Annotated in this window: 15 protein-coding genes and 3 tRNA genes; 6 read left to right on the top strand and 12 right to left on the bottom strand. The window is 56.9% G+C overall.

Going from position 1 to position 21,299, the window contains the following annotated elements; all coding sequences use genetic code 11:
• Positions 1-154 precede the first annotated feature (154 nt).
• The 4 genes from QPM17_RS15635 to dbpA form a co-directional block, all read right to left on the bottom strand.
• A complete protein-coding gene (locus tag QPM17_RS15635) occupies positions 155-1,489 on the bottom strand; it encodes a sodium ion-translocating decarboxylase subunit beta (RefSeq protein WP_422732775.1) in 1,335 nt (444 codons plus the stop codon).
• Positions 1,490-1,502: 13 nt separating this feature from the next.
• Entirely contained in the window at positions 1,503-3,290 is a 1,788-nt protein-coding gene (oadA, locus tag QPM17_RS15630; RefSeq protein WP_285391782.1) for a sodium-extruding oxaloacetate decarboxylase subunit alpha, read from the bottom strand.
• 41 nt (positions 3,291-3,331) lie between these two features.
• Positions 3,332-3,583: an OadG family protein gene (locus tag QPM17_RS15625; RefSeq protein ID WP_285391781.1), complete on the bottom strand. Its 252-nt coding sequence runs from the start codon at positions 3,581-3,583 to the stop codon at positions 3,332-3,334.
• Between the two features lie 215 nt (positions 3,584-3,798).
• Positions 3,799-5,172, bottom strand: coding sequence for an ATP-dependent RNA helicase DbpA (dbpA, locus tag QPM17_RS15620; protein WP_285391780.1), 1,374 nt, complete (start codon positions 5,170-5,172; stop codon positions 3,799-3,801).
• 104 nt (positions 5,173-5,276) lie between these two features.
• Here dbpA and QPM17_RS15615 point away from each other — a divergent pair, with 104 nt between their 5' ends.
• Positions 5,277-5,813 carry a DUF2058 domain-containing protein gene (locus QPM17_RS15615; protein WP_285391778.1) on the top strand — a complete coding sequence of 179 codons (537 nt, stop codon included), beginning with the start codon at positions 5,277-5,279 and terminating at the stop codon, positions 5,811-5,813.
• Between the two features lie 247 nt (positions 5,814-6,060).
• Positions 6,061-7,917, top strand: coding sequence for a HAMP domain-containing methyl-accepting chemotaxis protein (locus QPM17_RS15610; RefSeq protein ID WP_285391777.1), 1,857 nt, complete (start codon positions 6,061-6,063; stop codon positions 7,915-7,917).
• Between the two features lie 249 nt (positions 7,918-8,166).
• Here the strand turns inward: QPM17_RS15610 and QPM17_RS15605 are convergent.
• The 6 genes from QPM17_RS15605 to alaS all read right to left on the bottom strand — a co-directional run bounded on the left by QPM17_RS15605 (position 8,167) and on the right by alaS (position 12,970).
• Positions 8,167-8,243: transfer RNA gene (locus QPM17_RS15605), tRNA-Arg, on the bottom strand.
• Between the two features lie 26 nt (positions 8,244-8,269).
• A tRNA-Arg gene (locus tag QPM17_RS15600) sits at positions 8,270-8,346 on the bottom strand.
• A 53-nt stretch (positions 8,347-8,399) separates the two neighbouring features.
• Positions 8,400-8,490, bottom strand: a tRNA-Ser gene (locus tag QPM17_RS15595).
• A 128-nt stretch (positions 8,491-8,618) separates the two neighbouring features.
• Positions 8,619-8,816: a carbon storage regulator CsrA gene (gene csrA, locus QPM17_RS15590; protein ID WP_135956501.1), complete on the bottom strand. Its 198-nt coding sequence runs from the start codon at positions 8,814-8,816 to the stop codon at positions 8,619-8,621.
• Positions 8,817-9,000: 184 nt separating this feature from the next.
• Complete coding sequence (locus tag QPM17_RS15585; protein ID WP_285391776.1) at positions 9,001-10,236, bottom strand: aspartate kinase; 1,236 nt, start codon at positions 10,234-10,236, stop codon at positions 9,001-9,003.
• Between the two features lie 103 nt (positions 10,237-10,339).
• Complete coding sequence (gene alaS / locus QPM17_RS15580) at positions 10,340-12,970, bottom strand: alanine--tRNA ligase (protein WP_285391775.1); 2,631 nt, start codon at positions 12,968-12,970, stop codon at positions 10,340-10,342.
• A gap of 130 nt (positions 12,971-13,100) precedes the next feature.
• Here alaS and QPM17_RS15575 point away from each other — a divergent pair, with 130 nt between their 5' ends.
• A complete protein-coding gene (locus tag QPM17_RS15575) occupies positions 13,101-13,637 on the top strand; it encodes an RDD family protein (RefSeq protein ID WP_285391773.1) in 537 nt (178 codons plus the stop codon).
• A 2-nt stretch (positions 13,638-13,639) separates the two neighbouring features.
• Here the strand turns inward: QPM17_RS15575 and lptG are convergent, their stop codons facing one another.
• Positions 13,640-14,701 carry an LPS export ABC transporter permease LptG gene (gene lptG / locus QPM17_RS15570; protein WP_285391772.1) on the bottom strand — a complete coding sequence of 354 codons (1,062 nt, stop codon included), beginning with the start codon at positions 14,699-14,701 and terminating at the stop codon, positions 13,640-13,642.
• Positions 14,694-15,797: an LPS export ABC transporter permease LptF gene (gene lptF / locus QPM17_RS15565; protein WP_285391770.1), complete on the bottom strand. Its 1,104-nt coding sequence runs from the start codon at positions 15,795-15,797 to the stop codon at positions 14,694-14,696. Before lptF ends, lptG begins: the two co-directional genes overlap by 8 nt.
• 208 nt (positions 15,798-16,005) lie before the next feature.
• On the opposite strand from lptF, the gene QPM17_RS15560 reads away from it, so the two are divergent.
• From QPM17_RS15560 to QPM17_RS15550, 3 genes are all read left to right on the top strand, one after another.
• Positions 16,006-17,499 carry a leucyl aminopeptidase gene (locus QPM17_RS15560; protein ID WP_285391769.1) on the top strand — a complete coding sequence of 498 codons (1,494 nt, stop codon included), beginning with the start codon at positions 16,006-16,008 and terminating at the stop codon, positions 17,497-17,499.
• Positions 17,486-17,974 (top strand): DNA polymerase III subunit chi, encoded by a 489-nt coding sequence (locus QPM17_RS15555; RefSeq protein ID WP_285391768.1) that lies wholly within the window; start codon positions 17,486-17,488, stop codon positions 17,972-17,974. Before QPM17_RS15560 ends, QPM17_RS15555 begins: the two co-directional genes overlap by 14 nt.
• Before the next feature lie 469 nt (positions 17,975-18,443).
• Positions 18,444-21,296 (top strand): valine--tRNA ligase, encoded by a 2,853-nt coding sequence (locus QPM17_RS15550; protein ID WP_285391767.1) that lies wholly within the window; start codon positions 18,444-18,446, stop codon positions 21,294-21,296.
• Positions 21,297-21,299 lie beyond the last annotated feature (3 nt).

The raw sequence follows: 21,299 nt of genomic DNA, 5'->3' as shown, positions 1-21,299 counted from the left end.
CGGCCAGGGACGGCCGGAGTCAAGCGCACATGGATGTGCTTGTAGCGTTTCCTGGAAAGGGCCTCCGCAATGGCGCCACCACCAAAATCCACAGTCTGCAAAAACAAGAAAACCCCGCCAAAGCGGGGTCTCCTTATTCACAAAAGTGAAACGATCAGCCCAGAAGCTTGATCATTACACCGGCAGCGACCGCAGAGCCGATAACGCCGGCCACGTTCGGGCCCATAGCGTGCATCAGCAGGAAGTTGTGCGGGTTCGCCTCAAGACCAACCTTGTTGGACACCCGCGCTGCCATCGGCACCGCAGACACACCGGCAGAACCGATCAACGGGTTGATGGGTTCACTGGTGAACTTGTTCATCACCTTAGCCATCAGAATACCGGTTGCCGTACCAACACCAAAGGCCACGATACCCAGGCCCAGGATACCCAGTGTCTGAGCATCCAGGAACTTGTCCGCCATCAGCTTGGAGCCAACCGACAGCCCCAGGAAAATGGTCACGATGTTGATCAGCGCATTCTGTGCAGTGTCGCTCAGACGCTCCACCACGCCACACTCACGCATCAGGTTACCGAAGGTGAACATACCCAACAGCGGAGCCGCATCCGGCAGGAACAGAACCACCGCAATCAGAACCACCAGCGGGAAGATGATCTTTTCCTGCTTGCTCACCGGGCGGAGCTGGGACATCTTGATGGCCCGCTCTTTCTGGCTGGTCAGCGCCTTCATGATCGGCGGCTGAATCATCGGAACCAGCGCCATGTAAGCATAGGCGGAGACCGCAATGGCACCCAGAAGGTGCGGCGCCAGGACGCTTGATACATAGATGGACGTGGGGCCATCTGCACCACCGATGATACCGATGGCAGCCGCTTCCAGAATGGTGAAGTCCAGAATCCCGGCCCAGTCCAGCAGCGCGGCACCAATCACCGTACCAAAGATACCGAATTGAGCAGCGGCACCCAGCAGCAGGGTCTTGGGATTAGCCAGCAAAGGGCCGAAATCCGTCATCGCACCCACACCCATGAAGATCAGCAGAGGCCCGACGGTGCTGCCAATAATCACGGAGTAGAAGTTATACAGCATGCCATTGCCGTAACCGAAGTCCTGGGCTAGGGAATTTGCCATCGCCATTTCAGAGTAGCTCGCCTCCTTAACGGCCTGCTTGAAGGCTTCCTTAAGCTCAGGCGTTACTGCCTGCCCGGCCTGATAAGCGATATCCAGCGGCGAGGCCAGCGCAGCCAGAATCTGCGTTGACTCGCTCTTCAAGGCGAAGTGAATGGCATTTTCCGCCGCAGTCAGGGCAAGCCCTGCCTCCGGAATATTCGCCAGAATGCCGCCGAACCCGATGGGTACCAGAAGCAACGGCTCAAATTTCTTGTTGATCGCAAGATAGAGAAGCAACAGGCCAATGGCGATCATGATCACCTGGCCGAGCTCGATGTTGAACAGGCCACTACCTGTCCAGAGTGTCATTAATTTATCCATGGAATGCTGGCCCTTATGCGATTGTCAGCATTTCGTCATCAGGGGAGACGGCATCACCGACCTTGATGAAGACTTCGCCGATCGTACCGGCTTTCGGTGCGCGAACCTCGGTTTCCATCTTCATGGCCTCGAGGATAATCAGCACATCGCCCTCTTCCACGGCATCACCAGGAGAAACCAGAACCTTGAATATGTTGCCGCCCAGCGGCGCCAGCACAGGCTCACCGTCACCGGCAGCAGGAGCCGGAGCGGGGGAGGCAGCTGGCGCAGAGGCAGCACCGCCCTCACCCTGGATCTGGGTGATCTCGCCACCTTCGGAAACGGCAACCACGTACTTCTTGCCGTTTACCTCAACGGTGTAGGTCTCAGGGCCACCAGCCTTTTTGGCGGGCGCTGCATCTTCCGCTGTTGGGACCGGCTCAAACGCATCCGGGTTATCCCGGTTTTCCAGGAACTTGAGACCAATCTGGGGGAACAGGGCGTAGGTCAGAACATCATCAACGGTGTTCTCCGCCAGCCTGATGTTCTTCTCTCCAGCCAATTTCTCCAGCTCTTCGGTGAGCTTGTCCATTTCCGGCTCAATCAGATCGGCCGGACGGCAGGTAACTGGCTCTTTTCCGTCCAGAACACGGTCCTGCAGCTCCTTGTTCATTGGCGCCGGTGCAGCACCGTACTCACCTTTCAGGATTGCAGCCGTTTCCTTGGAGATGGACTTGTAGCGCTCACCGGTCAGAACGTTCAGTACCGCCTGGGTGCCCACGATCTGGGAAGTCGGCGTAACCAGCGGGATGAAGCCCAGGTCTTCGCGAACCTTGGGAATCTCGTCCAGAACCTGGTCGAACTTGTCGCTTGCGTTCTGCTCGCGCAGCTGGTTCTCCATGTTGGTCAGCATGCCACCCGGCACCTGGGCAATCAGAATGCGGGAATCGGTACCACGGAGGCTGCCTTCAAACTTCGCGTACTTCTTACGTACCTGACGGAAGTAGCTGGCGATCTCTTCGAGCAGGTTCAGGTCCAGACCGGTATCACGGTCAGTACCTTCAAGAATCGCAACCACGGCCTCGGTGGGCGAGTGGCCGTAAGTCATGCTCATGGAGGAAATAGCGGTATCGACGTTATCAATACCCGCTTCTGCTGCCTTGATAGCGGTGGCTGTCGACATGCCAGTGGTCGCGTGGCACTGCATGTGAATCGGGATATCCAGCTCTTTCTTCAGACGGCTGACCAGATCAAAAGCGACATAAGGCTTGAGAATACCCGCCATGTCCTTGATCGCGATGGAATCCGCGCCCATGTCGGCGACTTCCTTCGCCAGCTCAACCCACATCTCGATGGTGTGTACCGGGCTGGTGGTGTAGGCGATGGTGCCCTGGGCATGCTTGCCAGTCTTGCGAACGGCCTTGATGGCGCGATCCAGGTTACGGGGATCGTTCATCGCGTCGAAAATACGGAACACGTCGACGCCGTTTTCAGCGGCACGCTCACAGAAACGGTCCACTACATCATCCGCGTAATGCCGGTAGCCCAGCAGGTTCTGGCCACGCAGAAGCATCTGCTGCTGGGTATTGGGCATGGCTTTTTTCAGCTCACGAATACGCTCCCACGGGTCCTCGCCCAGATAGCGAATGCAGGAGTCAAAGGTAGCTCCACCCCAGGATTCCAGAGACCAGAAGCCTACCTTGTCCAGCTTCTCGGCAATGGGCAGCATGTCATCCAGCCGCATACGGGTGGCCAGCAGGGACTGGTGGGCGTCACGCAGAATAACGTCCGTAATCCCCAGCGGTTTCTTTGTGTCAGTCATCGTGTCAGCCTTCTGTTTAAAGGTTCTAATCTTCTACCGGGTCACTTCTTGTGGCGTGACCGGAATTGTGCAATCGCCTTCTTGATGGCCTCGGCGGTGTCAGGATCAACCGACGCGGGCGCCTTCGGCTTGGCACGTGGCGTTCTGGCCGGGGTTGCCGGCTCTGGCGGCGCAAACCGTCTGATCAATTTGGACATCAGGCCGGTCGCGAACACCAGAATAATCAGGAACACGAACACGAACCCCATGCCAGCGATCATCAGATCAACGGCTTGTGACATCAGCTCATTCATAGCGAATAGCTACCTGTATTGAGTTGTTGATTTTCCCGATTTGCCAGGCATATCCGGTGGGGCGAACCCACAATGCAGGCGTTACGGAAGACAAAATCCCGCGTAATTTACCGTTTTCCGAACCACCGGGCAACCTAATTGCAGGTTTCAATAGGTGGTTTCCGAGCTCCCCGGCCCATACTGACAGGCTCCGGGCAGTTAAAATCAATTCTCATTCATGCATAACGTACACGCATTTTTCGGCCTTTGATGCGACCTTGCTCCAACCTTTTAAGGGCTGTAGCCGCTGAATCTTTCTCAACAGCGACAAAGCATTGAAAATCAAAGAGATCAATCTTGCCGACTACCTTACCCGGAAGCCCGGCCTCGCCGGTGAGAGCTCCGAGGACATCCCCGGGCCTGACCTTGTCTTTCCTTCCGCCGGCAATACACAGGGTTTTCATCGCAGGATTGGCAGGCCGCAGCGGGGTGGCCAACAGCTCACTGGTATTGCCCCACTCTACGGACTGTTTGCGCGCCGCCTCCAGCCGATTGATCTTGTGGGCCTGCGATGGGGTACAGAATGTGACTGCCAGTCCCTGCTCCCCCGCACGACCAGTCCTTCCCACACGGTGTGTGTGCACTTCAGGATCCCGGGCCGGCTCAACATTCACCACCAGCGGCAGGGATTTGATATCCAGCCCCCGGGCTGCAACATCGGTCGCCACAAGTACTGAGCAGCTCTGGTTGCCAAAACGCACCAGAACACTGTCACGGTCTCTCTGCTCCAGGTCTCCGTGCAGGGGCAGCGCCGCAAATCCGAGTGCATTCAGCTCGCCGGCTATCTCATCGCATTGCTGCTTGCGGGTACAGAAGGCAATGCAGGACGCCGGTTGATGCAGCGACAGCAAGGCGGCCAGTGCCTGAACCTGCTGCCCCGGTGCTATTTCATAGAACCGCTCGCTAATATCGGAATCGACGGCCTGGCTGTCGATTCGCACATCCACCGGGTTGCTCTGATATTGCTCGCTGAGCTTGCGGATATTTTCCGGCCAGGTAGCTGAAAACATCAGGGTCTGCCTCTTCACCGGCGCCTGGCCAATAATGTCTTCGACCGCATCCTGGAAGCCCATATCCAGCATCCGGTCTGCCTCATCCAGAACCAGCGTCTTAAGCTGGTCCAGCTTTAATGTGCCTTTGCGGAGATGATCCTGAATCCGCCCCGGGGTCCCTACCACGATGTGGGCGCCATGGCTGAGCGACCCGATCTGCGGACCGATGGAGACGCCGCCACACAGAGACAGGATCTTCACATTATCCCGGGCAACGGCCAGCTCCCGCAGCGATTTGGCAACCTGATCCGCCAGTTCACGGGTTGGGCAAAGCACCAACCCCTGAACTGCAAACCTGCGAGGTTGAAGGTTCTCCACCAGAGGGATACCAAACGCAGCCGTCTTGCCGCTGCCTGTCTGCGCCATAGCGATCAGATCACGGCCCTCCAGCGCGTGAGGCAGGGCGCCGGTCTGGATGGGTGTGGGGTTTTCGAAGCCAAGTCTCGACAGGTTATCGAGCATTGGCCGGGAAAGACCCAGCTGACTGAATGACGGCATATGAATTCCTGGAGGTAACAATAAGGGATGGGTTCGACCGCGACGATTCCGGGCGTATACTGAAGACAGTTTACCAGAAATAGCAAACCGTCACGGAGCATTGAATGCCATCACTACAGGATCAGCTTTTAAAAGCCGGCCTGGCCGATGAAAAAAAGGCCAAGGCCATTCGCAACGAGAAGCACAAGAAGCGCAAGCAACAACCCAAGGGCACTGTCGAAGTCAATGAAGCAGAGGTCCGCGCCCGTCAGGCACGGGAAGAAAAGGCAGAGCGCGACCGGCAGCTCAACCTGCAGCGCCAGAAAGAAGCCGAGAAAAAGGCCATACAGGCGCAGATTCGGCAGCTCGTGGAGACCAATCGACTTGACCGGGCCCGGGGTGAGACTTCCTACCAGTTTGTACACGACAAAAAGATCAAGAAGATCCTTGTGGATGACACCATGGTTGACCAGCTCTCACGTGGTCGACTGGCGATTGTTTATGTCAACGACAATTACGAGATCGTGGCTGAAGGCGTTGCCAGAAAGATCATGGAGCGCGATGAAAGCGCCGTGGTTGTCCTTCACGACCGCAAGAAAGACGATGTGGGAGAAGATGACCCCTACGCGGGTTATGAGATCCCTGACGACCTGATGTGGTAAACAGTTGGCCTCTTTCTGATAGCGCTCAGGTCTGGAGGCCCCTCTTTCCGTATCACGTATAAAACATCCCGCAATCAACTGTAACTGTAAAGTTCTGGAATACGCAGCCGTAAACCGCCTTAATATAAGTCAATTAAATTCCACCTTTACTCTCCATCGCGTATCGGAAAAGCGCCCCCCGCTTTTGATCCGGGCCCGCAAGCGTAGAGGTATGGCTGGCAAATCCCAAATCCGAGGAAATATAACAATGCGCTTTCCGGAACTTTTCACCAACATGACTATACGCACCAGACTGGCGGGCGGCTTCTCCATCCTGCTGCTGCTGACCATTGTGGTGGGTGTGGTTGGTGACCGGGCTCTGGACAGATATAGCCAGAGGTCAAACATCGTTGCCATGCTCGGGCAGGTGAATACCGGCCTTACAGAAGCTCGTGTGGAGGAAAAGAACTTCCTTCTGACTGGCGAAGCAGACGCTGTTACAAGAACCCGGGCACAGGGAGATCGCGTTCTCGAGCTGACCAACAAGATCAAACCCTTGCTGGCCAATACCGAGGACAAGGACATCCTTGGCAGCATTCAGGCTGAGGTAAAACAGTATCAGCGACTGATGAGAGATGTTGAGGAGAATATCAACGTGCGGGAGGAGGCTCTCACGCGCCTTGAAACCAGCGCCCGGATCTTTGGATCCTCCCTCAAGGCTCATAGCTCGCTGTTTTTTGCTTCAGCGATGTTTGAAGATATGCGCCGGTCCGAGCGAAAGTTCCTTATCGAGAACGATGAAGCCAGCGTGAAGGCCTATCTGGACGACGCCAAAAGAATCCAGGCACCTTTGAAATCCGCCAGCATCACCGATGAAGAAAAGGCCCAGATCAACGAAGCGCTCGACACCTACGTCAGTAATTTCCAGACCGTGGTGACACTGACAGAGTCCGAAAGCCGGCTATCGGACGAAATGGTCAGCACCGCCAGGAGCGCAATCAAGTCTGCAGACCATCTCCGGACACGCCAGTCCGAAAAAATGGAGTCCGATCGTCAGCAGGCCTCCGGACTGATATTCGGTGCCACCGGTATTGCTGTGGTGCTTGGCATACTGATGGCCTATCTGATTACCCGCGCCATTGTCTCCCCAATCAAAGAAGCCGTTGCAGCCGCATCGGAGGTTGCGTCCGGCAACCTGACCGTCGATATAAATGCCACCGGAACCAATGAAATCGGTCGCCTGATGGCCGCCCTTGCAACCATGGTGACGAACTTGCGGGAACTGGTCAGAAGCATAGAATCCGGCGCTACGAATATCGCGGCATCGGCCGAAGAGCTTTCAACCGTAACCAGCCAGACCAGCGATGGCATCAATCGGCAAAAGCAGGAAACGGATCAGGTCGCCACGGCCATGAATGAAATGACCGCGACCGTGGCCGAAATTGCAAAAAGCGCCGAGCAGGCCCTTGAAGTGGCAACGGACGCTGCCAGCCAGGCAACCGATGGTGAGCGTGAGGTCAGGGAAACCGTCGACCAGGTCAACAATCTCGCCAGAGAAGTCAGCCAGAGCAGGGAAACGATTGAGGGGCTGCAAAAGGAAACTGCAAACATCGGAACTGTCCTGGACGTTATCAAATCCGTTGCCGAGCAAACCAACCTGCTGGCCCTGAACGCAGCCATTGAGGCAGCCCGGGCCGGTGAGCAGGGGCGCGGTTTCGCAGTGGTTGCCGATGAGGTTCGCTCTCTGGCCCAGCGTACCCAGACGTCCGCCCAGGAAATTGAAACGCTGGTGACCGCCCTGCAGAATAGCGCGGGCCATTCAGTGGCCGCCATGGGCTCAAGCACTGCCATGGCCTCCAATACACTGGAACGTGCCACGGCAACGGGCAAAACCATAGAGCGCATAGCCCGGGCTGTTGAGGACAGCAAGCAGTACAACAACCAGATTGCCACTGCAGCAGAGCAACAGACATCGGTCGCTGAAGAAATCAGCCAGAATATTACACGTATCCGGGACGTTACCGACCAGTCAGCCGCATCCTCCAATCAAACAGCCAGTTCAAGCAACGAACTGGCCAGACTTGGCAGCGAGCTCCAGAACCTCGTATCCCGCTTCAGGCTGTAAAGCGGCCGGGACCTGAAGACAGAGAACCCCGCTCAAGGGCGGGGTTCTCTGTCTTATATGGCGCGGCTGGGAGGATTATTCGGGCCTACGGCCCTCACCCCTTCGGGGTCGTCGTCGCGCTGCTCCGACGTTCCTCAGCACACTTCGTGTGCTTCGGTCGAACCTCTTTCGGTTCAAATCCTCCCAGCTATACATAGCAAAACGCCTCAGCCTGTGGGATTCACAAACTGAGGCGCTTTGGTCTTGATATGGCGCGGCTGGGAGGATTCGAACCTCCGACCGCCTGGTTCGTAGCCAGGTACTCTATCCAGCTGAGCTACAGCCGCTTGAAAATCTGAATCTTTACCGGAAGTGGCGCGGCTGGGAGGATTCGAACCTCCGACCGCCTGGTTCGTAGCCAGGTACTCTATCCAGCTGAGCTACAGCCGCGCATCCAGTCTTCCTGATTCAGTATTGTTCCCTTACTCTTCTTTGAAAAGTAATGGCGGAGAGGGAGGGATTCGAACCCTCGATACGCGCAATGCGTATGGCTCCTTAGCAGGGAGCTGGTTTCAGCCACTCACCCACCTCTCCTTGAGAACGGGGCGTATACTACCATAATTTTTCTGATTTCATAGGGTTGACACGAGTTTTTTCAAACCCCGCTCCCCCGGGAACAAAAAAGCCGTCCGGGTTTCCCTCGAACGGCTTTTATATCACTCTCAGCTATTGCCGGGTTCCGGCTCCTCAGAGTCTTTCTCACTCTGAATACGCTGATAGATTTCTTCACGGTGAACCGCCACTTCTTTAGGGGCGTTTACGCCAATACGTACCTGATTCCCCTTAACCCCTAGCACGGTTACGGTGATGTCATCACCGACCATCAGGGTTTCGCCAACGCGGCGAGTCAAAATCAACATGTCCTTTACTCCCTTATCCAGAGCTACCTGTTCCGACAAATGTATACTGCTTACTTTTATAGTGGGATCACTTGCCAATCAATAGACGCATAATCACTTATACGCATATTGGAACTCAACGGCCCGCAAATGATGCCCTTTTATACGGAAGCCCCGGGCAAACCGACTTTTGCGTCTGCAAGCCTCAAGCTTCCTCTACCCCGGGCTTGTCCAGTTCGAACGCACTATGCAGCGCCCGAACGGCCAGCTCAAGATATTTCTCGTCAATCACCACAGAAATTTTTATCTCCGATGTCGAAATCATCAGGATATTGATTCCTTCGTTGGACAGCGCGGCAAACATTTTAGTTGCAACACCGGCATGAGATCGCATGCCCACGCCCACAATGCTCACCTTGGCAATCTTGCTGTCACCACTGACCTCCCGGGCGCCGAGCTCGTCCGACACCTTCTGGAGAACCCCCTGGGCACGCTTGAAGTCATTGCGATGCACAGTGAACGTGAAGTCAGTACGGTTGTCGGCGCCGACATTCTGAACAATCATGTCAACTTCGATATTGGCATCACTGACCGGCTGCAGAATTCGCAACGCACTGCCAGGTGTATCCGGCACACCAGCAATGGTCAGCTTGGCTTCATCACGGTTAAAGGCTATGCCGGAGACGACCGGTTGTTCCATGGCGCTTTCATCCTCAAAAGTAATCAGGGTACCTTCACCTTCCTGGAAGCTGGAAAGAACCCTTAAAGGAACATTGTATTTGCCTGCAAATTCCACAGCGCGGATCTGAAGAACCTTCGAGCCCAGACTGGCCATTTCGATCATTTCTTCGAAAGTGACCCGATCAAGCCGGCGCGCACTATCAACCACCCTTGGATCAGTGGTGTAGACACCGTCCACATCAGTGTAGATCTGACACTCATCAGCCTTCAATGCAGCAGCGAGGGCGACGGCTGTAGTGTCCGAGCCACCACGGCCCAGGGTGGTGATGCTGCCGTTCTCGTCAATACCCTGGAAACCTGCAACGACAACCACACGGCCGGCATTCAGGTCTTCCTTCATGCGCTGTTCATCAATCTGTTTGATGCGCGCCTTGGTATGGCTGCTGTCGGTCAGGATCCTCACCTGGGCTCCGGTATAGGAGCGCGCATCGCAGCCACGCTTCTGAAGAGCCATGGACAGCAGTGCTATCGTTACCTGCTCGCCGGTAGACACCAGCACGTCCATCTCCCGGGGCGTGGGTTCTTCCATGATTTCATTGGCAAGGCCAATCAGGCGGTTGGTCTCCCCGCTCATGGCGGACACCACAACCACCACATCATGACCTTCCCTGCGGAAGCGGCAGACTTTCTCTGCAACCGCTTCAATCCGTTCGGTGGTGCCTACCGAGGTACCACCAAATTTCTGAACCAAGAGCGCCATTGTTTTCCCGATACCAAACGTGGACAAATGGCAGGACAGGGCCCTGCCTCAGACGATCAAACGGGCGGAATTATAAACGTCTGCCCGCTTACGCGACAGCTACCTAAGCAATATTTTTCTCAACCCAGGCTGGAACGCCGGCGAGTGCATCCGCCAGCTTTGAGGGATCGTTACCCCCGCCCTGGGCCATATCCGGACGGCCACCGCCCTTACCGTCAACCTGTGCGGCCAGGTGCTTCATCAGGTCACCAGCCTTGATCTTGCCTGTAGCGGACTTGGTCACACCGGCTACCAGGGTGACCTTGCCGTCCTCAACGCTGGCAAGCACCACAACACCCTCACCCAGTTTATTCTTGAGCTGGTCTGCGGTTTCCATAAGCGCCTTGCGATCAGCGCCCTGCATTTCCGAGGCAACCACCTTCAGGTCACCCACCTCAACAGCAGAGCCGACCAGGTCAGTTCCTGCAGAACTCGCCAGCTTTGCCTGGAGAGCGTTCACCTCTTTCTCCAGTTGCCGGTTGCGATCCAGGGTTTGCTGTACTTTCTCCACCAGTGACTCACGGGAGGCTTTTACCAGCTTCGCCACCTCACGCAGTGTCTGCTCGGTTTCCTCAACCCACTCCAGGGCCCCAAATCCGGTCACCGCCTCAATACGCCGAACGCCAGAAGAAATACCGCTTTCCGAGGTAATGCGGAACAGCCCGATATCACCCGTGCGCGCAACGTGGGTGCCGCCACAAAGCTCCACGGAATAGCCGTCGGAACCCATGCTAAGCACCCTGACGGTATCGCCATATTTCTCACCAAACAGCGCCATGGCGCCCTTGGCCTGGGCCTGCTCCATATCGGTAATTTCTGTCTGAACCGGCGTGTTATCCAGTATCTGCTCGTTTACCTGACGCTCGATTTCACGCAACTGGTCCGGCGTAACCGGCTCAAAATGGGAGAAATCGAACCGCAGCTTGTCCGGGTCCACCAGCGAGCCCTTCTGGGTAACGTGCTCGCCCAGCACTTTGCGTAGCGCAGCATGCATCAGGTGCGTTGCCGAATGGTTCTTCTTGGTTCGCTCGCGGCGGGCATGATCGATACGGGCATCCACTTCCAGGCCGGGGAAGAGTTCGCCTTCAATCACAGTACCGATGTGGAGATGATTGCTGCCTTCCTTCTGGGTATCGGTCACTTTGAAGCGGCCACCGCTCCAGGTCAGCAGGCCGGTATCACCCACCTGGCCACCGGATTCCGCATAGAACGGCGTGCGCTCCAGAACCACCACGGCTTCGTCCCCCGCCTGGGCATTCTTTTCCTTGCCGTCGACAATGACGGTGCGAATGGTCTCGTGGCCGTCAATATGTTCGTAACCGGTAAACTCGGTGGAACCCTCGAGATTCAGGCCGGCGGCGTTGTAATCAATGCCGAACTTGCTGGCCGCGCGGGCGCGTTCCCGCTGGCGCTCCATCGCCTTTTCGTAGCCCTCGTAGTCGAGGGTCAGGCCGCGCTCACGGGCAATGTCATTGGTGAGATCTACCGGAAAACCGTAAGTATCATAGAGGGTAAAAATGGTCTCACCCGGTATTTCTGACCCCTTCAGCTCTGCTATGTCCTGCTCCAGCAGGCGCAGCCCCTTATCCAGAGTTTTGGCAAACTGCTCTTCTTCCTGCAACAGCACCTTTTCAATCTGCTTGCGGCTACTGACCAGTTGCGGGTAGGCGTCGCCCATCAGTTCAACCAGGGCGCCGGTCAGTTTGTAGAAGAACGGCTGGGTTGCACCAAGCTTGTTTCCATGGCGTGCGGCCCGTCGGATGATCCTGCGAAGCACGAACCCTCGACCTTCGTTGGACGGCATCACCCCATCGGATATCAGGAACGCACACGAGCGGATATGATCTGCCACCACCCGCAGCGAGGCCTCGGTAGTGTCCACACCGCCCAGAATGTCAGAAGCGGCGCTCAACAGGTCCTGCATCAGATCGATTTCGTAATTGCTGTGTACGCCCTGCAGCACGGCAGTGATGCGCTCCAGCCCCATACCTGTATCCACCGAAGGCTTGGGCAGCGGCAGCATCTCACCATCCGCCTGACGGTTGTACTGCATGAAGACAACGTTCCAGATTTCGATGTAGCGGTCACCGTCTTCTTCAGGGCTACCTGGAGGCCCGCCAGCCACATCCGGGCCATGGTCGTAGAAAATTTCAGTACAGGGACCACAGGGGCCGGTATCACCCATCTGCCAGAAGTTGTCGGAGGCGTAAGGGGCGCCTTTGTTGTCACCAATGCGCACAATACGGTCTGCCGGAACACCAATCTCCTGGTTCCAGATATCAAAGGCCTCGTCATCGGAGGCGTAAACCGTTACCCAGAGATTTTCTTTCGGCAGGTTCAGCCAGTCATCACTGGTCAGGAATGTCCACGCAAAGTTGATGGCTTCACGCTTGAAATAGTCACCGAAACTGAAGTTGCCCAGCATCTCGAAAAAGGTGTGGTGTCGCGCGGTGTAACCTACGTTTTCCAGGTCATTGTGCTTGCCGCCCGCCCGAACACACTTCTGTGATGTGGTCGCCCGGGTATAGTCGCGCTCTTCCCGGCCGAGGAACACGTCCTTGAACTGGTTCATTCCCGCATTCGTAAACAGTAATGTCGGGTCGTCTGCTGGTACCAGCGAGCTGCTTGGTACAACGGTATGCCCCTGCTGTCTGAAGTAATCGAGAAATGCCTGTCGCAACTCTGCGGTTTTCATAGCCCTTTGATACCCTTGTATAAACCCGATTGGGTCCACGTTTGAAGACACATACTTACATGCGTGTGCAAATCCGCTACTCTAGCACACGCCGAGAACAGGAAAAACGTGAAACATCACAGGAGACGCCATGCCCCGCCGCTTTCATTCCCCCGAGGAATTGCTACCCCCCGCCCCTTTCATCAAACGACTCATGGCCGTGATTTACGATTCACTGATCAGTGTTGCGGTGCTGTTGGTGACCACCTGGGCATACACCCTCGTGGCGGGCTGGATAACCGGCTGGGACAAGTATGAGGAAATGGCAGAAGCCGGCACTCTGGAGGCGGACCCGCTGCTCACGTTCGTACTGTTCCTGGCCCTGTATCTGTTTTTCGCTTATTTCTGGACCAGAAACGGCCAGACACTCGGTATGCAGGTGTGGCGAATCCGCATTGAAAACCTGGACGGCACGTCCGTTTCCTGGACGCAGGCACTCAAACGTTACGTGGCGGCGGCTGCAATCCTGTTCGTGGCATTGCTGGGCGCCTACTACCTGAACGCCGCCACACTGTTCATAACCGTCCCGGCCATTATCGCGCTGTTCTATCCCATCAACGGCATGTCCCTGACAGACAGGGCTTCCGGCAGCATTGTTGCATCCGTGCCCAAAGAGCCCAAAAAATAGCGCTACCCTGCCCGCCTCATCAGTATCGCGCCAACCACCGCACTAATGGCAATCGGCAGAATAATGGCCAATGCCGGATTAAAGCCGAAAACCAGGCTCATGGGCCCCAGAAGGTCCTGCATGTATTTGAACAGCAGCCCGACGATCAGGCCGGTAAACACCCGGAACCCCATAGTGGCGGATCTCAGCGGGCCGAACACAAACGAAATCGCCACCAGCACCATCACCGCGGTGCCCAGTGGCATCAGAACTTTTTTCCAGAACGCCAGCCAGTAGGTGGCGGCGTTCAGGCCCTGCTCCCCCAGGTAACGGGCATAGGTATACAGGCCCGAGATGGCCAGATCTTCCGGCTTCACTATCAGCACACTGAGCACATCCGGAGACAGGCCGGTTTTCCAGCGCAGGACACGGTGTTTTTCCTGGCTGGCTCTTTCGTCACTCAGCTTGGTGGTGGTGACGTTTTCCAGCAACCAGTAGTCGCCCTGGTAAATACCTCGCTCAGCGAAGCTGACAGACACCAGCCACCGCTCCTCATCGAAACGAAACAGCGATACACCATGAAGAACACCGTTGGGCTGCACGGCATTAAGGTGCATGAACACCTCGCCCTCCCGGTGCCAGATGCCCGATGCCGAGGCGATGTTCTCTCCCGCGCCCTGGGCAACCGCCTTCCGGCTCTGCGCCATGCGCTCTGCGGGCGGGGCAACGTATTCACCGATCAGAATACCAATGACAACCACCACCAGCGCTGGCTTCATCGCTGACCAGACAATGCGTTTCAGGGACACGCCAGCGGCTCGAATAACCGTCAGTTCCGAAGAGCTCGCCATGGAACCCAGCCCAACCAGGCAGCCCATGAACGCTCCCAGGGGCAAGTAATCGTAGATGCGGCGTGGCAGCGTCATCCCAACATATAGCAGGGCCTGCAGTGTCTGATAATCATTTTTGGCATCATCAAGTTCGGCAATAAACGCAAAGATCAGATCCAGAGACAGCACCACCACCATCACCAGGAATATCGCTCCGCCGACTGTGCTCATCACATAGCGATCAATCTTACGCACGGCTACGGCCCTCCCTGGTCAGGCGCCGCCGGTAGAGCCACGCAGGTCCGAATTGCAGCCACAGCCCGAGCACAAGAAAGATAGCGTGAACCCAGAGCAGGCCGATCCATTCCGGAACCTTTTCGCTCTCAAGGGCGTCCCGGGCGACAATAAGCAGGCCGAGGTAGGTGATATAGACCAGCATGGCCGGAAGCAGGTGAAAAAAGCGTCCCTGGCGTGGATTAACGCGGCTGAGGCGCACCGCCAGTAATGTGACGATTGGCACGATCAGCGGCAGGGTAAACCGCCAGTGCAGCATTGCCCTGTGTGCCGGATTGTCCGAGACCATCAGATCTGCGGTACTCAGTCCTTCCTCGAGTTCCTTCTCACGGGCATTGCCACTGCGTATCTTCAGTCCGTAGGCATCAAAACCGGTCACATCGTAATCCAGGCGACCAGGGACACCTTCAAAGCGGGCACCATCTTCAAGAACCAGAAACCGGCTACCAGTCTCATCATCAACCAGTTGCGAGCCCTCACGGGCAGTAATGATCGACAGACCCTTGCCATCCTGGCTGTATTCGGCAATAAAAACGCCCTCAAGCCGACGCTTGTCCTGACTGAGACCTTCGGTGTAGGTGACCCGCCCCCCGGAGGACAGGGACTGAAAACGCCCTGGCGCAAGCATTTCAAACTCCGTCGCCTGACGCTGCTCATTAAAAATAGCCTCTACCTGTTTCATACCCCAGGGCGACACGTAAAGGCTCATGGCCCCCACAGTCAGCATCACAGGAATACTGCCGATCAGGGTTTTGCCCAGTAACTGTTTGTCGCTGACGCCACAGGCAGACAACACGGTCATTTCGCTTTCCAGATACATGCGCCCGTATGCCAGCAGAATACCGATAAACAGCCCCAGAGGCAGGATCAGTTCCAGAAACCCCGGGAAGCGGTAGGCCATTATCTTGAACAGTACATCTCCGGCAAGCTCGCCGGCGGCGGCATCCGCCAGATACTTGATAAACCGGCCACTCATGAAAACCATCAGCAAAATGCCGGAAACGGCAAGCATGCTGACAATCACCTGGCGGTTTAGGTATCGGAAAATGATGCTCAATTCGGTCTCTCAGAGCCGGATGCGACCGGAGTCGTTGGAAATTCAGGATTCGCCGTATTCTAAGTAACCTTGGGACCGAATGACAGAGCACAGCGGTTAACAAGCTGTCAGTGCTTGATAATTTAACGCCAAACCCCAATGCTATAGGCATTCGGACAGCAAACCCGGGCGGGACTGTCCTCCATCAGAATAACCAACGGGAGTTGCCATGAATTTTACCCTGAGCAGTAAGCCCATTTCCGATATCAAAGCGGACTGCCTTGTTGTCGCCCTGCCGGAGAAAGGCGACTGGCCTGCCTCCACCACACAGGCAAACGAAGCTCTGGGCGGACTGATCAAGACCCTGCATAAAAACGGGGACGCCACCGGTAAAAACGCAACCACCCTGCAGATTCCGCTGGAGGGCCAGCCCTGGGCGCGCCTGTTGGTGGTCGGCACCGGAATAGACAAGGACCGCACCCCTGCCAACTACCGCAAGGCTCTTATTGCCATGGCGAGCCAGATCAAGGACGGCCCATCCAAGCACGTCCTGGTCGGAATGGCCGACACCCTGGTGACCGGCGAAGACGCCACCAGTTCCGAAGCGGCGCGCCTGAACCTGATTGGCCGCACCCTGGAAGAGCAGTTCTACCGTTTCAGTGAATTCAAGAGCGAGAAGCCGTCAGACCGCAAGCTCTCGAAAGTCACCGTTGCCGCCTCCTCCACCGGCAAGGCACTGAAGGATGCCTTCACCCTGGGGCTGGCCACCGGCCGTGGCATGAACTTCACCCGCGATCTGGGTAACACGCCACCCAACGTTTGTCACCCCACCTGGCTGGCGGAACAGGCCGAGCAGCTGGCAAAAGACAACGACGTTATCAAGACAGAAGTGCTCGACGAAAAACAGATGAAGAAACTGGGCATGCACAGCCTGCTTTCTGTATCCGCCGGTAGCGCTCAGCCCGCCAAGCTGATTGTTATGGAATACCGTGGCGGCAAGGCTAAAGACAAACCCTACGTACTGGTGGGTAAAGGTATCACCTTCGACACCGGCGGCATCAGCCTCAAGCCCGGCGAAGGCATGGATGAAATGAAGTATGACATGGGCGGTGCGGCTGCCGTTTTCGGCGCCATGAAAACCATCGCCGAGACCAAGCCGAAGATCAACGTGGTCGCTGTCATCGCCGCCGCCGAAAACATGCCCAGCGGCACCGCCACACGTCCGGGCGACATCGTCACCTCCATGTCTGGCCAGACCATTGAAATCCTCAATACCGACGCCGAAGGCCGCCTGGTGTTGTGTGACGCCCTCACCTACGTCAAGAAGTTCGACCCGGAAGTGGTTGTCGACATGGCCACCCTCACCGGCGCCTGCATCATTGCACTGGGCAGCCACGCCACCGGCCTGCTGAGCAACAACGACGAACTGGCCAACGACCTGCTTGCCGCCGGCGAACGCGCCGGCGACCGCGCCTGGCGCCTGCCGCTGTGGGACGAATACCAGAGCCAGCTCGACAGCAACTTCGCCGACATGCAGAACATCGGCGGCCGTCCTGCCGGCACCATTACAGCAGCATGCTTCCTGTCCCGGTTTGCCAAGGATTACCGCTGGGCCCACCTGGACATTGCCGGCACTGCCTGGAACTCCGGCAAGGCCAAAGGCTCCACCGGTCGCCCGGTGCCGCTACTGGTCGACTACCTGATGTCCCATGCCGGAAAGTAGCTCCAGCTCGCAAAACCCGGGCGCACAGGATGAAAGGAACCAGTCCTACTGGTTCCACATCCTCTCCCAAAGCTCCCCTGCTGCCCGCAACCTCCATACCGCCAAACTGGTAGCCAAGGCCCGGCAGCAGGGTGATCGCGTGGGCATTGTCTGCGACACCATGCAACACGCCCAGGAACTGGATGACCTGCTCTGGAATTTCAGTCCCGAGGCGTTCATTCCCCACAGCATCGTCCCCGATTCCACCACCACCTGTACTGATCCGGTTGGGATATTGCTGTGCCCGCCGGTGGCGGAGGACTGGGATACGGTGATCATCCTTTCGGAGACATTGCCGGCGGATGCGGACCGATTCAAGCGGTTGGCGCTGGTGGCCCATAATGACGAGTCGGTTCTGGCGCAGGCGCGGTCGCATTTCAAGCAATTGCGGGCGCTGGGGATTGAGCCTCGGGTGCATGATCAGAGGAAGCGGTGAGATTTTTTGCCTGATTTTAAGCCTTTTGCAGGACTGCTCGTTTGGGGGAGGAGCGGGGTGGTGATATTTATTTCCCTTGGAAAAGAACTCGCTGCGCTCGGACACCTTTTCCTGGCGGGAAATAAATATCACCACCCCACTCTTATAGGCCAAACAGGTATCGCTCAAACGGCGCAAGGTCTGTCTTTGGTTTGTCCGCAAACCAGGGATAGACAAAACAGACTCACAATCAAACCCAGGTAAAACCATGGAATACCGTCGAGATAACTCGGACTCCATAAGGGTATGGGGGTGGTTTGAATTTCAGGCGAGAAAAGGTGTCTGAGTGAAGCGAGTTCTTTTCCCGCCTGAAATTCAAACCACCCCCGTACCCCTCCTCCCATGGTTCGCCGAGAACCCAAGGAGCATGTATAATCGAGCGTCTCAATTTTCCCTTGTGAATCAACCAAACGGTCACCAGAAGAAACCCATGGAAAAAACCTACCAGCCAGAAAACATCGAGCGCCAGTGGTACGAAAACTGGGAATCCAAAGGGTACTTCCGCCCCTCAGGTGAGGGCGAATCCTTCAGCATCGCCATCCCACCGCCCAACGTCACCGGCAGCCTCCACATGGGCCACGCGTTCCAGCACACCATCATGGACACGCTCACCCGCTTCAAACGCATGCAGGGCCGCAATACGCTCTGGCAGGTGGGCAGCGACCACGCCGGCATCGCCACCCAGATGGTGGTCGAACGCAAACTGGCGGCCGAAGAAGGCAAAACCCGCTACGACCTGGGCCGGGAAGAATTCATCAAGCGCATCTGGGACTGGAAAGAACACTCCGGTGGCACCATTACCGGACAGATGCGCCGCCTGGGCAACTCCGTGGACTGGGATCATGAACGCTTCACCATGGACGACGGCTTCTACAAGGCTGTGCAGGAGGTCTTCATCCGCCTGTATGACGAGGGCCTGGTGTACCGTGGCAAACGTCTGGTTAACTGGGATCCGAAACTGCACACCGCCATTTCCGACCTGGAAGTGGAGAACAAGGAAGAAAAGGGCTTCTTCTGGCATCTGCGCTACCCGCTGGCCGACGGTGAAAAGACACAGGACGGCAAGGACTACCTGGTAGTGGCCACCACACGCCCGGAAACCATGCTGGGCGACACCGCCGTGGCAGCGCACCCGGACGATGAGCGTTACCAGCACCTGATCGGCAAGTTCGTCAATCTGCCTTTGGTGAACCGCCGCATTCCCATCGTTGCGGACACACACGCAGATCCGGAAAAAGGCAGCGGCTGTGTGAAAATCACCCCTGCCCATGACTTCAATGACTATGCCGTAGGCAAACGCAACAATCTGGTGATGATCAACGTCATGACCCAGGATGCCTGCATCCGGGATGTGGCCGAAGTGGTCAACGCCGATGGCACTGAGAATACAGACGTGGACGGCAGTCTGCCCGCCGCCTACGCAGGCCTGACCCGCGAGGAAGCCCGCAAACAGATTGTGGCGGATATGGACGCTGAAGGCCTGGTTGAGGAAGTGGAAGACCACGTATTGAGCGTACCTCGCGGCGACCGCTCCGGCCTGATCATCGAGCCTATGCTGACAGACCAGTGGTTCGCCGACGCCAAGACCCTGGCGAAGCCTGCCATTGAAGCCGTGGAAGACGGACGTATCCAGTTCGTGCCCAAACAGTACGAGAACATGTACTTCTCCTGGATGCGCGATATCCAGGACTGGTGTATTTCCCGCCAGCTCTGGTGGGGCCACCGTATTCCCGCCTGGTACGATGCCGAAGGCAATATCTACGTCGGCCGCAGCGAAGACGAAGTCCGCCATAAGCATAATCTGGCCGCTGACGTGGCACTGAACCAGGACGAAGACGTTCTCGATACCTGGTTCAGCTCTGCCCTGTGGACTTTCGGCACCCTGGGCTGGCCGGAAATCACCGAGCGCCTGAAAACCTTCCATCCCACCGATGTGCTGGTCACCGGGTTCGACATCATCTTCTTCTGGGTTGCCCGGATGATCATGATGACCATGCACTTCATGAAGAACGAGGACGGCACCCCGCAGGTTCCGTTCAAGACTGTCTACGTCACCGGTCTGATCCGCGACGAGCACGGCGACAAGATGTCCAAGTCCAAGGGCAATGTCATCGACCCACTGGATATGATCGACGGTATTGAACTGGATCAACTGCTGGAAAAACGTACCGGCAACCTGATGCAGCCCAAGCTGGCCGAGAAAATCGCCAAGCGCACGAAAAAGGAATTTCCGGAAGGCATCACCGCCCACGGCACCGATGCCCTGCGCTTCACCCTGGCTGCCATGGCCACCACCGGCCGGGATATCAACTGGGACATGAAGCGCCTGGAAGGCTACCGCAACTTCTGCAACAAATTGTGGAATGCTGCCCGTTACGTATTGATGAACACCGAAGGCGAGGATTGCGGTGTCAACGGCGAGCCAGTGGCGCTGTCCCTGGCGGACCGCTGGATCATCAGCGAACTGCAGAGCTGTGAGCAGGACGTGATCCGCCACCTGGACCAGTATCGCTTCGACCTGGCCGCCTACGCCCTGTACGAGTTTATCTGGAACGAATACTGCGATTGGTACCTGGAACTTTCGAAGCCGGTGCTGAACGACGACAACGCCAGTGCCGAGGCCAAGCGCGGCACCCGGCGCACACTGGTTCGTGTGCTTGAGGCGGTTCTGCGTCTGGCGCACCCGATCATGCCGTTCATCACCGAGGAAATCTGGCAGCGTATCGCACCGCTGGCCGGCAAAACCGGTGACAGCATCATGCTGCAACCCTTCCCCGAGCCGGACGAGAGCAAGCAGGACACCGCCGTTGCTGCCGATATCGAATGGCTGAAAGGCGTGATTGTTGCGGTCCGGAATATCCGTGGCGAGATGAACATCTCCCCTGCGAAGCATATCCCGGTTCTGCTGCGCGGCCAGGACCCGGAAGACAAACGCCGGCTGGGCGACAACCGTCAGTTCCTGTCATCCCTGGCCCGCCTTGAAAGCGTTGAGTGGTTCACCGACGGCGAAGCCCCCATGTCTGCTACGCAACTGGTCGGTGAGATGGAGGTGCTGGTGCCCATGGCCGGCCTGATCGACAAGGACGCCGAACTCAAGCGCCTGGACAAGGAACTGGAGCGGCTGCAGAAAGAAGTGGGCCGGCTGGAAGGCAAGCTCGGCAATGAAAAATTCACCGCCAAGGCCCCGGCTGACGTGGTGGAAAAAGAAAAGGACAAACTCCGGGATGCCCAGGGCAGCATGAGCCGTCTCAGTGAACAGCGGGCTGCCATCGAGGCCATGTAAGCC

The sequence above is a fragment of the Marinobacter azerbaijanicus genome (assembly GCF_030250645.1).
GTDB classification, from domain to species: domain Bacteria; phylum Pseudomonadota; class Gammaproteobacteria; order Pseudomonadales; family Oleiphilaceae; genus Marinobacter; species Marinobacter azerbaijanicus.
Note: the sequence above shows the minus strand (reverse complement) of the source record. Positions and strands in the feature narration are given on the sequence as shown.

What these genes read in the sequence shown, in the direction of transcription:
- QPM17_RS15635 (WP_422732775.1), bottom strand. Translation starts at nt 1,489, where the DNA reads ATGGATAAATTAATGACACTCTGGACAGGTAGTGGCCTGTTCAACATC.
- oadA (WP_285391782.1), bottom strand. Translation starts at nt 3,290, where the DNA reads ATGACTGACACAAAGAAACCGCTGGGGATTACGGACGTTATTCTGCGT.
- QPM17_RS15625 (WP_285391781.1), bottom strand. Translation starts at nt 3,583, where the DNA reads ATGAATGAGCTGATGTCACAAGCCGTTGATCTGATGATCGCTGGCATG.
- dbpA (WP_285391780.1), bottom strand. Translation starts at nt 5,172, where the DNA reads ATGCCGTCATTCAGTCAGCTGGGTCTTTCCCGGCCAATGCTCGATAAC.
- QPM17_RS15615 (WP_285391778.1), top strand. Translation starts at nt 5,277, where the DNA reads ATGCCATCACTACAGGATCAGCTTTTAAAAGCCGGCCTGGCCGATGAA.
- QPM17_RS15610 (WP_285391777.1), top strand. Translation starts at nt 6,061, where the DNA reads ATGCGCTTTCCGGAACTTTTCACCAACATGACTATACGCACCAGACTG.
- csrA (WP_135956501.1), bottom strand. Translation starts at nt 8,816, where the DNA reads ATGTTGATTTTGACTCGCCGCGTTGGCGAAACCCTGATGGTCGGTGAT.
- QPM17_RS15585 (WP_285391776.1), bottom strand. Translation starts at nt 10,236, where the DNA reads ATGGCGCTCTTGGTTCAGAAATTTGGTGGTACCTCGGTAGGCACCACC.
- alaS (WP_285391775.1), bottom strand. Translation starts at nt 12,970, where the DNA reads ATGAAAACCGCAGAGTTGCGACAGGCATTTCTCGATTACTTCAGACAG.
- QPM17_RS15575 (WP_285391773.1), top strand. Translation starts at nt 13,101, where the DNA reads ATGCCCCGCCGCTTTCATTCCCCCGAGGAATTGCTACCCCCCGCCCCT.
- QPM17_RS15560 (WP_285391769.1), top strand. Translation starts at nt 16,006, where the DNA reads ATGAATTTTACCCTGAGCAGTAAGCCCATTTCCGATATCAAAGCGGAC.
- QPM17_RS15555 (WP_285391768.1), top strand. Translation starts at nt 17,486, where the DNA reads ATGCCGGAAAGTAGCTCCAGCTCGCAAAACCCGGGCGCACAGGATGAA.
- QPM17_RS15550 (WP_285391767.1), top strand. Translation starts at nt 18,444, where the DNA reads ATGGAAAAAACCTACCAGCCAGAAAACATCGAGCGCCAGTGGTACGAA.